The organism is Oceanirhabdus seepicola (assembly GCF_023684385.1).
Taxonomy (GTDB): Bacteria; Bacillota; Clostridia; order Clostridiales; family Clostridiaceae; genus Oceanirhabdus; species Oceanirhabdus seepicola.
In genome coordinates this window covers 668990-682951 of sequence record NZ_JAGSOJ010000001.1, presented here as the reverse complement: position 1 = coordinate 682951, position 13962 = coordinate 668990, and the positions used below count along the sequence as shown (strand labels likewise).

Genomic DNA, 13962 nt, shown 5'->3' with positions numbered 1-13962 from the left:
AAAGGAATTAGAAATCCTGTCTATCTTGGCTTTTATATGTTTATAATTATTTTTCCTTTGGTTCAATTGTTTGACGTAATATATCTCCAAATATATTAAAGCTAAGTACAGTTAAAAGTATGCATAATCCAGGGAAAAAACTTAAGTATGTAGCTTCTTCAATATATCTTTGAGAAGAACTTAACATATCCAATGCCATATCCTGATGCTGTTGTGTCTAAGGAAAGATAATATTGGGGGGATGTTCCAAGCTCTTTAAGTCCACCCGTTGGATGCAGATTTAGGACAAGGTGTAAAGATGCAATGTCGAAATATAGTAACAAAAGTTAGATAGACTTAATATTATGAAAGAGAATGTATAGAGATTCCATAGTGATATTTTAATAAAATGCTGAATAAGGAGTTAGATGTACTCTGTGAATTATATGAAAATAAATATAAAAAGGCAATTTCCAACTAGGTATAAAAATAAATTTGTAGGTTATTTTGAATCATGGTCAGATAGATGGAGTCTTACTGGAGAAGGAACAGACTTAGGAAATCTACCTTCTTATGTTAATGTAGTGATTTTAGCATTTGCTAAACCAGACATGATTTACAATGGAGATTTGAATTTTCTAACAAGTGGGTTAGGATTTAGGTATGAAGGTACAGTTTTGAAAGAAGCTATAGTTTATCTAAAAGAAAGAAACCCTGAAACAAAAGTCATTCTGTCTATAGGTGGTGCAATGTATACAAACTGGAGTAATCTTAATTTAGATGATATTGTGAGATTTGTTAGAGATTTTAATTTAGATGGAGTAGATATAGATTATGAACCTTTAACTGGATTTGGATGTAAACCTGATAGTGATGGAATAATTCACTGTACTAGTGATAATCAATATGTTTCTATTATTGAAAGGTTAAGAGATAAACTTCCTAGACCATATATTCTTGCGGCTACTCCATGGTCAGTAGGAGCTTATGGTGAAGGAAAATGGAAAGATGCTGAACCTAAAAAACTACCCACAACTGGGATGATGTTACAAGTAATTAAAAGAGCAGGAAATAAATTAGACCTTATCAATATTATGGGGTATAATGCTGGCGATTTATATGACCCTATTGAGTCAGTAGAAGCATATAAATATTATTTCCAAGGGGCTGTTGCAATGGGGGCAATGGTACCCCCAGAGAATTGGGGAGCTCATGTATGGACACTTAAGGAAATTGATAGAGTTGCTCAATATATAAATAATACTTCAGCTGGCGGAATGATGCTTTGGAGTCTTCAAAGAAGTACAGTAAATCCATCACCAGAATTCCCAGATAATTTAATGATGGCTAGAGAAATTGCTAAAGAATTAGGATTCCCTAATTATGATGATTCTCTATTCCCATTAGGAGATGTAAGAAGAGGAAAATAAAATCACACTAATGTTTGTTTATCCAATATGGGATTTTCTCATATTGTTTTTTTTTAATAAAATCAAACTAATACATAAATAAAATATACTTTAAAAGAAAAAATATACATTAATGGATGATATAATAGAGATGAAGTAATTGATTTGAGGTGATATTATGAGTCGGTATAATTCATTGAAATTTGCAGAATTGAAATATAAAATTGAAGATATTTGGTGGGCATTAGAAGATGATTATGATACATTTCCATGTAGATATCATAAGGAAAAAGATGAAGCCTTAATTGAAATGAAAAACTTTTTAGCAAACCAAATGGAGCGATTTAATGATGGGGACAGTACATCGGAGGATTCTACTGAGACACTCAATAAAGTTCAGTCCTTTATGGTAGAAACATTAGATATTAATAGACAGTCTGTTAATCAAGTTATAAGAGAACAGTATATTCAATGTAGTCGAGAGTTTGTTGAAAGAGCAAAAGACTTTGATAAGAATATCACTTCCGAAAGTGTTTTCCAAGCTTTAAGGAATATTTGGACAATCAATAGTATGCAACTGTATTTAAACAAAGATGTAAAATTAACTGATGCTATGTTTGCCTATAGTATGTTATATCCTTTGACTGACAATTTTTTAGATGATAAAAACCTTTCAAAAGAGTATAAAATTGAGTTTAATAAACGTTTTAGGGATAAAATTAAGAGCGGTAAAGGGGTTGGAAAATCAGAACAAGAAAAAAGAATATTTTATATGATTGATTTGATTGAAAAGGATTATCCACGTGAAGAATATCTAGAAGTATATGAAGCATTGATTGCAATACAAGATGGTCAGACTATGAGTATAAGACAACATGGGCTTAGTGGTGTTTATAATGAGGATATTATGGGTATTAGTATTTACAAAGGTGGAGCATCGGTGTTGGCAGACGCCTATTTAGTATGTGGTCATTTAAATGAAGCTGATCAATTATTTGCATTTGCATATGGTGTTGTTCTTCAATTAGCAGATGATTTTCAAGACATTAAAGAAGATTTTGCCAAGAAACACTATACAATCATGAATATTCAAACTAAGTTCGGAAAGCTGGATAGTTTGGTTAAAAAATATACTAACTTTATTGATTATTTTTTAAAAGAAATCTTTCTAGAAGATGGAGAATATAGAATTGCATTAAAAGAAGTTATTACTGAAAGCATCCAATTGTTAAAGTTTGGTGCGGTAATTAAAAATAAAAGATATATTTCAAGAGATCTCTACAAAAAGATTATATATGGAAACTTCTTTTCACCAAGAGTGTATACAAAGGTTGAAAAGGGGATTGATAGGCAATTAGAAGTGCTAATGTCAAAAGAAAGGTAATATTTCCAAATTTATTAAAATATTGATTGGAGGTAATGACATGAGTTATGGTATCAACGTTATAAGAAAAAAAGATTTTAAAACAAGTGAATGGTCTGGAGGGACAACAACTCAACTTATGATACACCCACAGGATTCGCTATATAGTGAGCGTAACTTCAAATGGAGGTTAAGTTCTGCAAAAGTTGATGTAGAGGAATCAACCTTTACAAATTTACCTGGGATTTGGAGAATAATTATGATAATTGAAGGGGAATTGAAGCTTAAACATAAAGGCCATCATAAAGCTAACTTGAAACCTTTTCAGCAGGATTCCTTTAGTGGTGAATATGAAACTAGAAGTTTTGGAAAAGTTACAGACTTTAATCTAATGATGGGAAAAGGGTGTAAGGGAAGTTTAGAACATATTTCATTAAATAATGGGGAATCAAAGAATATTACTTTTACCAATGATGGAAGGCACGATACCACCGACATAACTGAAGTTTTTTATTGTGTAGATGGAGAAATAGAAATCTTAACTGAAATTAATGAAACAATAAATCTATTTCAAGGGGATTTGATTTCAGTTACAAGAAGTGCAAAGGATAATCCATTAACATTTAAATTTTCTAATAACATAGAAAAGGAAGTTAAAATTATTAAGGCAGCAGTATATTATTAGAAGATTTGATGAGTACATGTAATATTGCAAATATTATAGTGGTACAAGTTTATGAAAAATAATAAGAAATTTATGGGTGTACTTAGTATAAATTTAGGAATTAGTGTTAAAATAATAAAGGCATGCAACCTAAGTCACATGCTCTATATATCTATACCCCCATATAGAGATTATAGATTTTGTTCGTATTGCTGTACCATTTTTTTAACCATTTCTCCACCAATTGAGCCTGCTTGAGCTGAAGTTAAATCGCCATTGTAACCCTGTTTAAGGTTTACTCCAAGTTCACTAGCAGTTTCCATTTTTAATTGTGCTAATCCATCTCTTGCTTCAGGTACTAAATTTTTAGCCATTTAATATCTCTCCTTTTTTATGTAGTTTGAATAAAGCTTTGTATTAGTAGTTTGTACTAATATGAGAATATTATAATGGTAGATTAGCGGGATAAATGGTTAGAATTTCATAGGAATTCTTCCAAAAAGAAAAAGATATTCAATAAAAGAAGATCAATTGCAATAAGGCGTATGAAAATAAATAACAAGTCAAAGATGCGACGGATATTTTGCATGTGACGACGAGTTAGGTTCTACTGATAGTTGCTCTATCAGTGGGTTCTGAGGAAGAAGTATTATGCAAAATAGACTAGCATATTGACTAGTTATTTATTTGAATATGCCTATGGCTTAGGAACATGCTAAATGATTATGGAAAAACCCTTGTAGTACATGATTTATGTACTACAAGGGTTTTTGTTATGTTATTGTAATTATAATAAAGCAGAAAAAAATAAGGTTAAAAAATACAAGAATATATTTACTTTTAATTACATTTTAGGTATAATAAACTTCAACATGAGAGTGTATCTAGGGTTCCGATGGAAACATGTCTGGTCCGAGCGATACAGGATTTTTATCTACACTTTTGGGGAAAAAGCCCGAAGGACGAGTCTCACAAAGGGATTTGTTCTTTAGGCTTTATTTTTATATAGATATTCTTAAAATTGGGGTATTGAAACAAAGGGGGAGGACGTATGAGCACAATTAAGGTAAGCAATTTATGCAAAACATTTAAAGTGAAAACAAAAGAACCAGGGCTAAGTGGAAGTGTAAAGTCAATTTTCACACCTTCATATAGGGAGGTTGAAGCTGTAAAGGATATTTCATTTGAGGTTGAGAAAGGTGAAATATTAGCTTTTATAGGTCCAAATGGAGCAGGGAAGTCAACAACAATAAAAATGATGACGGGAATACTTTATCCAACTTCAGGAGAGATTGAAGTTTTGGGAATGAATCCATGTAAACAAAGAAAAGAATTGTCTTATAAAATTGGAACAGTATTTGGTCAAAAATCGCAGCTGTGGTTTCATCTACCGCCATTAGATAGCTTTAATTTACTTGGAAACATATATGAGATGGACACAGCAAAGTTAAAAAAGAGAATAGAGATGTTAAAAGAAGTTTTTGAGATAGGAGATTTAATGGACATACCTGTTAGAAAGCTATCCTTAGGCCAGAGAATACGTTGTGAAATAGCAGCATCTATTTTACATGAACCTGAAATCATATTTTTAGATGAGCCAACTATAGGTTTAGACGTGGTTGTTAAGCAGAAAATTAGAGAGCTTATTTTGAAGCTAAACAAGGAAGAGAATACAACTATATTCTTAACCTCTCATGATGCAGGGGATATTGAGCAGTTATGTAAAAGAGCAATAATCATAAATCATGGTGAAGTGGTATTAAATGAAAAAATTAAAAAACTTAAATATGATTACCTAAATAAAAAACTCATTCATATTAAGTATAAGGACAGAGTTGAAATAGATAACTCTTCAATAAATATAATTAAGAGTAAAGGAAATGCAGTACAGGTTGAGGTTGATACATCAAAACAAGATATAGAAGAGGTTATAACTACCTTAATAAAATATGGAAAGGTTAAGGATATAACAATTTCAGAAGCACCAATGGAGGAGATAATTTCTCATATTTATAGGCAGAAGAAGGAGGGGGGTATTTATGCAACGCATTCGTAAATATAGTGAAGTAACTAAGATAACTATGTCAAACAGCTTAGTGTACTTTTGGAATTTTCTAAGTAAAAATATATTCTTCGTATTCATAATGTTTGTATACTTAATGCTTTGGAAAAACATATATAGTTCAAAAGGAGACACCATTGGAGGTCTAAGCTTAAATGCAATGATCTGGTATTTGGTAGTTACAGAACTAGTAACTCTTTCAAGAACGAATATTCACGTGCAGGTTAATGAGGATGTTAAGAGCGGTAATATAGCGTACTTATTAAATAAACCATATAACTATGTTATTTACTGTTTTTCATATTTCTTAGGGGAAGTTGGTATTAAGCTTTTAACAAATGGAATAATCGGTATAACTATAGGACTCGTTTATGTAGGGACATTAGATAATTTCAATTTTGTTCATCTGCCATTTATAATTTTATCTATAATAGTAGGATGTTTTATACACTTTTTTATCTATATGATTCTAGCATTAACTTCCTTTTGGTTTGAGGAAAACAATGCCTTCTTTTGGATTTATTCTAAATTAGTATTTACATTAGGTGGAATGTTAATGCCTATAGAACTTTTTCCACATTGGTTAAAGAGTTTAGCACAATATTTACCTTTTGCCTATGTAACTTATGTTCCAGCAAGGCTTGCAGTAGATTTTTCATATGTAAATTTTTATAAACAATTTAGTATTCAGATTTTATATCTTATAGTATTTTTCATTACAGCTATGATTTTATATAGAAAGGGGACAAGGAACTTAAATGTTAATGGAGGTTAAAAAAAGTTTAAAGCTAATGCTTTATTATTTTAAATTTAATATATCATCAGTGATGGAATATAGGGTAAGCTTTCTTATACAAAGCTTTGGTATGATACTAAACAATACTGCCTTTATATTCTTCTGGTGGATACTATTTAATAATGTAAATACCATTGGTGGATATGGTTTTGTAGATGTTATGATGCTATGGGCGCTTTGTTCTACAAGTTTCGGTTTTGCCTATGTAGTCTTTGGAAATATTAATAGAATTACAAGGATGATATTAAACGGAGAATTGGATACTTATTTATTACAACCTAAGGATCCTCTTATAAATATTATTTGTTCAAAAACCATAGTATCAGCATGGGGAGATACTTTATATGGGATTATTTTATTTTTCATTGTTAAAGGCTTTGATATTAAGGCTTTCCTATTATTTTTACTATTTTGTATTACGGGAGCTTTAATATTCTCTTCTGTATTAGTGACAGTTCATGCGCTTAGTTTTTATGCTGGTAATCTAGAGGGAGTGGCTCAGCTTACCTCAGAATTTTTAGTTAGTTTTGGAATATATCCAGAAGGGATATTTGAGGGGGGACTTAAAATTATACTTTATACTTTAATTCCAGCAGCTTTCACAGCATATATTCCTGCTAAGGTAATAAGGGAGTTTAACCCTTTATTGTTCTTGAGTGTAATCGCAGTAGCATTGGTTTGGATATTTATAGCTTATACCATGTTTTATAAAGGCTTAAAGAAATACGAATCAGGTAACTTGATTATAAATAAACTTTAAAAATAATTCTGTGCTATAATATTTCTATAATCGAAATAAGAACTGAGACCATGAAGTATATAATTATTACAGGCACATCAAAAAGTGTGGGAGAATCTAGTATTAGCGAATACCTAATTAATTCTAAATAATAATACAATTGGTACAAGTTATGATTAAATTTCATATAAGTATTAAATCATGGAAAGGTTGATAATACAAAGGATAAACTTACGGAGGTACAAAAGTGGAGAATTTCTTAACGTTATTGAAAAGCAAAAAATTATTAATTTTGTCGATTTTAACAATATCACTGCCTGCTATTCTTGAAATGGCATTGAATACAATGCTTGGTGTTGCAGATACAATTATGATAAGTCAATTTATAGGAAAAGAAGCATTATCAGCAGTAGGGTTTGCCAATCAAATCGTATTTGCACTGATATTTATCTTTTCATCCTTTAATACTGGAGCTGTAGCTATGATATCAAGAGCATTTGGTGAAAAGGATTATAGCAAGCTAAAGAAGGTTGCAGAGCAGAATGTTGTATTAAATCTGATTATTGGTATTATAATATCTATTTCAGTATACATTTTCAGAAACAGCATTTTTGGTATTTATTCAATCTCTGATGAGGTTTTAAGAAATACTATAACATATTTTAATATAATCACTATTGGTATGGTTCCCATGTTCTTAAGTTTTTCTTATGCAGCTATTTTAAGGGGATCTGGAGATACCAAAACACCTATGAAGATTACTGGGATTGCCAATGGTTTGAATATAATTGGTAACTACCTATTGATTAAAGGGATAGGTCCTTTCCCTGAGATGGGAATAGCAGGTGCAGCACTTTCAACATCTTTATCTAGAGTGATTGCAGTACTTTTATATATTTATATATTATATATAAAAGACAGCTCAATTAAATTGAAATTTGAATTCTTTATTAATAAAAAAATAGTTGGACCTTTGTGGCGTATAAGTATGCCAGGCGCATTCGAACAGGCATTAATGCAAATGTCCTTTGTTGTCTTGGGAGTGATTATCTCACAATTAGATACATCATCAGAAGCAGCATTCAGAATTCTAATTCAAATTGAATCATTATCCTATATGCCAGCTGTGGGTATATCCATTGCAACGGCAACACTTGTTGGTAAAGCACTAGGGGAAAAAGATATTCACAAAGCTTCTGAAACTGGATATATTTCTTCAGCACTTGGAGTTATCTGGGGGATTTTAATGGGGATTGTATTTATAGCTATCCCAAGCTTGATTCTGAAGGCCTTTTCCTCAGATGCATCTGTGGTGGCAATAGGAGCAACTGCTATGCTGTTTCTCGCATTAAATCAACCTGGTCTTAATTTTATGATTGTGATGTCTGGAGCATTAAGAGGAGCTGGGGATACAAAATCAGTTATGATGTATACATCATTAAGGCTGTGGGTAATATTCGTACCACTTTCATATTTGTTTATATTAAAGAGAAACATGGGGATTACATCTGTTTGGTATGCGGAAATATTCTCCTTCATTATTTTCTCGGTAGTTATATTCTTGCGTTTTAGAAGTAAGAAATGGGTAGAAGTAAGAGTATAATAATTGTATTATAGTATTAGTAACATTATTTTTAATATTGCGAGTGATGAAATTTAAGGGAAGTGACTATTTATAAATGAAAAAAAGCGATATGGTAAGAGAGAAAATTTTTAATACATCATATAAGCTATTTATTGAAGAAGGATATGAAAATACTACTACTAGACAAATAGCAGAAGCTAGTAATATAAAACATGGTCTTTTATATTATTATTTCAAAAAAAAAGAAGACATTTTAGTTGAAATAGTAAAAATAAAAATGTATAGATTGACAAAATTTGTGATGGAAAATACTGGTGAACGGGATCCATATAATGTCTCAGCACTATTTGGTAGGATTTTTTTTGAATATATTAAAAACAATGATAATTTTAAAAAATTATATATTGCAGTACTTAATAATTATAGAATAAAATCAACTACTGTGGATACGATTATTGAAATAAGTAAATCAATGTTTAATTTATTTAATATTGATTATAAAGAAGAAAATTTAAGAGTTGCTTCTCTTGTTGCAGTGGGTGTGCAATCAACTTTAGTAGTAAGCAATTTAAAAGAAAACTCAGAAATTAATTACGATGAATTAGTTTCAATAATAATTAAAGTTACTTTTGGTTCTATAAATATTAGTGATGAAAAAATTAAAATAATATCAGAAGAAACTTTAATTAAAAAAGAAAAATTTATTAAAAAATTTGGTGTTCAATATTCTATAAACTAAATTATAATAAATTCTATATATTTGTAAGTAGCATAATTATATTATTTAAATAATATAATTATGCTACTTTTTATTAGGCTATAAATATTTCAAAATTAAAGATATATTTTTGTATTTATTACTTAATGTCAAAAAATGTGGGATGTTTAGTCGTTTTCTTGCATTTTTCTTTGACATGTCCAAAAAAAACGTATATACTATGAAAATAGTTAATATTATCAAAGTAAACCAAGAATAAACTTAGATTTAATATGAAACAAAGTCAATATATTTCATATTTTGATTTATTATGACAATAGCTTGTTGATTTGAATGTATTAAATATATGATGGATTTTGCTTCAAAAATTTTGAAATTAATAATATCAAATAGCCAATGTAAAGTAGATAAAACTCAATTAAAGAGAAAGAATTTATAAATATTTTTGAATATTGTAAAAAAGTAAAATAAATCTGCAGTATAACTTTGGAGATTAAAAATAGTAGATATATTTATTACTAATATGTTAGGAGATTTAAGAAATGTAATCATTATTAAAAGGAAAATTAGAAAGGGGAATTTCTGTGAGTAAAGTAAAAAATGCTAAAGATAAGGGAAAGATTTTCAGTATTAAATTAAAAATAATAGCTGTATTTATTTCAGTTATGGCATTATTAACCACTGGTACAAGTATTGGAAATCATATAAGAGCTAAAAAAGTTTTATATGATATATCCAAAACATCATCGATGCAGATTGTAAAAGAAGTGAAACGATCAATTGAATATTATATTAAGGGATACGATGAAATCCTTGATCAGATGAGTATGGATATAACTATCCAGGGAATAGTTATAGATCCTTCTAATGAGAAGTTTGTGAGAAAAAATCTCGAATCAGTTCATAAATCAAGAGAAGATGTTATGAATGTTTATTTTGCAACTACAGAAGGGGTCTTTTATCTAGAACCATATGTTAAGATGCAAGGATATAATCCTTTGGAAAAAGAATGGTATAAAAAGGCTATAGAAAAAAATGGAGAAGTTGCATGGACTGGTCCTTATGAGGATAGTGTCACAGGAAAAAAAATATTAACTGCAAGTAGATCAGTATACACAAGTAATACAAATGAGTTGGTTGGTGTATTCGGAGTTGATATACCAATGGATACTTTGTCTAATAATATTAATAATATAAAGATTGGTGAATATGGATATGTGTTTTTATTATATGACGATGGAAAGGTTTTAACCCATAAAGATACAGACCTTCTTGATAAAAAGGCACCTGTTCCTGAAATAATAGAAGCTATAGGAAATAAAGATGAGGATATTGTAGTATATGAGTTTACTAATAGCGAGAATAAAATAGATGAGAAATTCTCAGCATACGTAACAATTGAAAAATTGGGATGGAATGTACTAGCTTCTATGACTTTTGATGAAATTGATGATGAGATTAAAGCATTAGGGAAGGGTGCGTTTTTTTATGGCTTTATAGGCTTAATTGCAGCTGTTATAGTAGGATGGTTATTTGCTCATTCTCTTGTAAAACCAATAAATAGACTTTCAAAAGATCTTACTATTCTCGGTGAAGGAGACTTTTCTAAGAGAAGCAATATATCTGTTAAAAATGAGATAGGAAGTATGGCTAAACAATTTAATAATATGGCAGAACAAGTTTCAGGACTTATTAAAAAAATAAGAATAGCTTCAGGAGAGGTTAGTGAAGCTTCTGAGGTGTTAGCATCTACAACGGAGGAGACAAATGCATCTGCTGAAGCTGTAACTAATGCTGTTGAAGAAATTGCTAAAGGGGCATCAGAACAAGCTGGACAAGCTGAGAATGCTAAAATACTGGCAACGGAGTTTGCAGATAAATTAGAGGAATTATCAACAACATCAAATACTATGATCAGATCTACTGATGAGATAGGTGAGATAAATGAGAAGAGTATTATTGTCATTGAGAATCTTATGAATAAGAATATTGAAAACAGTAACTCCATAATTAAAATTGAGAAAGTTATAAAAGGATTAGACAGTAAAACTAAAAACATAAATAATATAATTGAAACTATAACATCTATAGCAGAACAAACAAATCTTCTAGCTTTAAATGCATCCATCGAAGCGGCTAGGGCTGGTGATGCTGGACGTGGATTTGCTGTAGTAGCTGAAGAAATTAGAAAATTAGCAGAAGGATCTAATGATGCAGCAAAAGAAATTAATGACATTGTTAATGATATACAAATAGAAAGTGGAAATACTGTTAAAGTGATGGAAGAGGTTAAGAATATATCGAATAATCAGAATCAAGCTGTAATGGTGGTTAATGATTCGTTTAATGGAATTAACCAATCAATAAGAGCCATAACAGATAATATTGTTGGAATAAATGAGTTTATTAACAAACTTAATGGAGATAAAGATGAAATATTGATGGCTGTACAGAATATATCTGCTATATCGCAAGAGACAGCGGCAGCATCAGAGGAAGTAAACGCTTCGATGGAACAGCAGTTATGCGCTATAGAAGACGTGAGAGGTTCAGCGGAAAAGTTGAGTCAAACAGCTGAAGAACTTGAAAAAAATATAGACAAGTTTAAAATTTAAGTTAAATCTATGATTAGGTAAAACTAATTCAGTTCAATTATAATTAAACATTAAAAATCAAAATAGGGTTCTAGGATATGAATCCTATTCTGATTTTATAAAGGGAGTTTGAATTTAAATTAGGTCAATGTCATAGAAATATAGCTGGAATTAAATTGCTAGATAAAAATAGATTAAAGTTAGTGGAATTTATATATTTTAAATTTGCGAATGGAGAGTAAATATGGACAAATATATTGCAAGACAACCTATATTAGATAAGAATAAGAATGTGATTTTTTATGAAATGTTATTTAGGTCAAATAAAGAAAATTATTACCAAGCTGTAGATGGAAATCAGGCTACATATGATGTAATATCAAATACCTTTCTTTCAATAGGGATTGAAAAAATAACTGATGGAAAAAAGGCTTTTATAAATTTCACAAAAGAGCTACTAATGAATGAAACGGCAATGCTGCTTCCAAAAGAGTATTTAGCTGTTGAGATATTGGAGAATATTGAACCTACTGATGAAGTTCTAACAGTATGCAGGAAACTTAAAAAAATGGGATATACAATCGTTCTAGATGACTTTGTGTATGATTCAAAGTACTTATCTATGGCTATTATTGCAGATATAATAAAGGTAGATTTTATTCAGACAAAGGGTATTGAAAGGAAAAGAATAGTTGATAAACTAAAAAGTTATAATATTAGCTTTTTAGCAGAAAAAGTTGAGAGCAGAGAAGATTTTGAAGAAGCTGTTGAATATGGTTATGAGTACTTCCAAGGATATTTTTTCAGTAAGCCTGAAATTATTTCTGAGCATGATATACCAAATAACAATAAGATTAATATAACTCTAATGCAGAAAATTTATGATGATATTTTTGACTTGAATGCTATTGAAGATATTATAAAGAGGGATTTATCAATGTCATATAAATTACTAAAGTTAGTTAATTCTTCATATTATGGTTTGAGATGTGAAATAATTTCTATTAAACAGGCTATAATGATGTTAGGAATAGACGAGGTAAGAAAATGGATAACCTTATTAGTTTTTAAGCAAGCGGCTGAAGAAAATCACGAAGCATTATTAATGAGTACAGTGGTAAGGGCTAGGTTTGGCGAGCTATTAGCAAATAATATTGAACTTAAAGATATATCTTCAGAAGTATTCTTAATGGAATTACTTTCAAGTTTGGATGTTATTTTAAATAGACCAATAGACGAAATACTTTCAGGAATATCTGTAAATGAAGAAATTCAAAAAGCATTGAATGGAGAAAATAATATACTTGGAATAATGCATGAAATGTTGAACTGTTATCAGTGTGGAGATTGGACTAAGTTTGATATTTATGCACTGGCATTGGGTGTGACCAATGTTAATGTATCAGAAATATACATAGAAGCTTTAACTTGGGTTAATGATTTTGATATTTCTAAAATATGAGTTATTGTATGATCTTCAATACTCAAAATAATTCTTGACAATACATATCAACTGATATGCAATAACGTATATCAGTTGATATGTAAAGGTGGTTATTATGGATAAAGATATTTTTATTAAGAACTGTTTTAATATGGTAGGCTTATTAAGAGATAAATTTAATATTGATCAGGAAGTGAAAATAAGAGATATACCATCCTCTTATTTTATGATTTTAGATGTTATAGATCATGAAACTGTGATTACAGTTACAGAACTTGCTGAACATCTTGGTATTTCCCAATCCAATTGTAGCAGAAGTGTTAATAAATTAGTTCTTAAAGGCTTAATTGATAAAAAAGAATATATGGATGATAGACGTGTATATGACTTAACATTAAGTAAAAAAGGTAAAGGAATTATTAATGAGAATAATGAAAGAATTCATCAAGAAATTATAGAAAAAATGGAACTATATGGTGAAAAAGAATTATTACATTGAAAGAAGCAATCGACAAGGTATTAGAAATTGCCAATAAACTTTAAGTATGATGACTTGTGAAAGCAAGTCTTTAATTTAAACAAAAACATATCATGTGATATGTAATGGAA

At 29.7% G+C, this 13962-nt stretch carries 13 protein-coding genes; 11 read left to right on the top strand and 2 right to left on the bottom strand.

Annotated elements, in window-relative coordinates; all coding sequences use genetic code 11:
* Nucleotides 1-46 precede the first annotated feature (46 nt).
* A complete protein-coding gene (locus tag KDK92_RS03005; RefSeq protein ID WP_250857567.1) occupies nt 47-199 on the bottom strand; it encodes a hypothetical protein in 153 nt (50 codons plus the stop codon).
* A gap of 226 nt (nt 200-425) precedes the next feature.
* Between KDK92_RS03005 and KDK92_RS03000 the strand changes: the two genes are divergently transcribed.
* The 3 genes from KDK92_RS03000 (at nt 426) to KDK92_RS02990 (ending at nt 3436) form a co-directional block, all read left to right on the top strand.
* The gene (locus KDK92_RS03000) at nt 426-1409 is read left to right on the top strand and encodes a glycoside hydrolase family 18 protein (RefSeq protein ID WP_250857566.1); all 984 of its coding nucleotides are present in this window, start codon (nt 426-428) and stop codon (nt 1407-1409) included.
* A gap of 157 nt (nt 1410-1566) precedes the next feature.
* Entirely contained in the window at nt 1567-2772 is a 1206-nt protein-coding gene (locus KDK92_RS02995) for a hypothetical protein (RefSeq protein ID WP_250857565.1), read from the top strand.
* 40 nt (nt 2773-2812) lie between these two features.
* On the top strand, nt 2813-3436 hold the full coding sequence (locus KDK92_RS02990; protein ID WP_250857564.1) for a HutD/Ves family protein: 624 nt from the start codon (nt 2813-2815) through the stop codon (nt 3434-3436).
* Nucleotides 3437-3606: 170 nt separating this feature from the next.
* Here the strand turns inward: KDK92_RS02990 and KDK92_RS02985 are convergent, their stop codons facing one another.
* On the bottom strand, nt 3607-3789 hold the full coding sequence (locus KDK92_RS02985; RefSeq protein ID WP_250857563.1) for an alpha/beta-type small acid-soluble spore protein: 183 nt from the start codon (nt 3787-3789) through the stop codon (nt 3607-3609).
* A 677-nt stretch (nt 3790-4466) separates the two neighbouring features.
* Between KDK92_RS02985 and KDK92_RS02980 the strand changes: the two genes are divergently transcribed.
* The 8 genes from KDK92_RS02980 to KDK92_RS02945 all read left to right on the top strand — a co-directional run bounded on the left by KDK92_RS02980 (nt 4467) and on the right by KDK92_RS02945 (nt 13852).
* The gene (locus tag KDK92_RS02980; RefSeq protein WP_250857562.1) at nt 4467-5471 is read left to right on the top strand and encodes an ABC transporter ATP-binding protein; all 1005 of its coding nucleotides are present in this window, start codon (nt 4467-4469) and stop codon (nt 5469-5471) included.
* Nucleotides 5455-6252 (top strand): ABC transporter permease, encoded by a 798-nt coding sequence (locus KDK92_RS02975; RefSeq protein ID WP_250857561.1) that lies wholly within the window; start codon nt 5455-5457, stop codon nt 6250-6252. Before KDK92_RS02980 ends, KDK92_RS02975 begins: the two co-directional genes overlap by 17 nt.
* Complete coding sequence (locus tag KDK92_RS02970; RefSeq protein ID WP_250857560.1) at nt 6242-7033, top strand: ABC transporter permease; 792 nt, start codon at nt 6242-6244, stop codon at nt 7031-7033. Before KDK92_RS02975 ends, KDK92_RS02970 begins: the two co-directional genes overlap by 11 nt.
* A 226-nt stretch (nt 7034-7259) precedes the next feature.
* On the top strand, nt 7260-8615 hold the full coding sequence (locus KDK92_RS02965; RefSeq protein ID WP_250857559.1) for an MATE family efflux transporter: 1356 nt from the start codon (nt 7260-7262) through the stop codon (nt 8613-8615).
* A gap of 76 nt (nt 8616-8691) precedes the next feature.
* On the top strand, nt 8692-9336 hold the full coding sequence (locus KDK92_RS02960; RefSeq protein WP_250857558.1) for a TetR/AcrR family transcriptional regulator: 645 nt from the start codon (nt 8692-8694) through the stop codon (nt 9334-9336).
* Nucleotides 9337-9899: 563 nt separating this feature from the next.
* Nucleotides 9900-11930, top strand: a complete 2031-nt coding sequence (locus KDK92_RS02955) for a methyl-accepting chemotaxis protein (protein ID WP_250857557.1) — start codon at nt 9900-9902, stop codon at nt 11928-11930.
* A gap of 223 nt (nt 11931-12153) precedes the next feature.
* Nucleotides 12154-13371 (top strand): EAL and HDOD domain-containing protein, encoded by a 1218-nt coding sequence (locus KDK92_RS02950; RefSeq protein ID WP_250857556.1) that lies wholly within the window; start codon nt 12154-12156, stop codon nt 13369-13371.
* 97 nt (nt 13372-13468) lie between these two features.
* On the top strand, nt 13469-13852 hold the full coding sequence (locus KDK92_RS02945; RefSeq protein WP_250857555.1) for a MarR family winged helix-turn-helix transcriptional regulator: 384 nt from the start codon (nt 13469-13471) through the stop codon (nt 13850-13852).
* Nucleotides 13853-13962 lie beyond the last annotated feature (110 nt).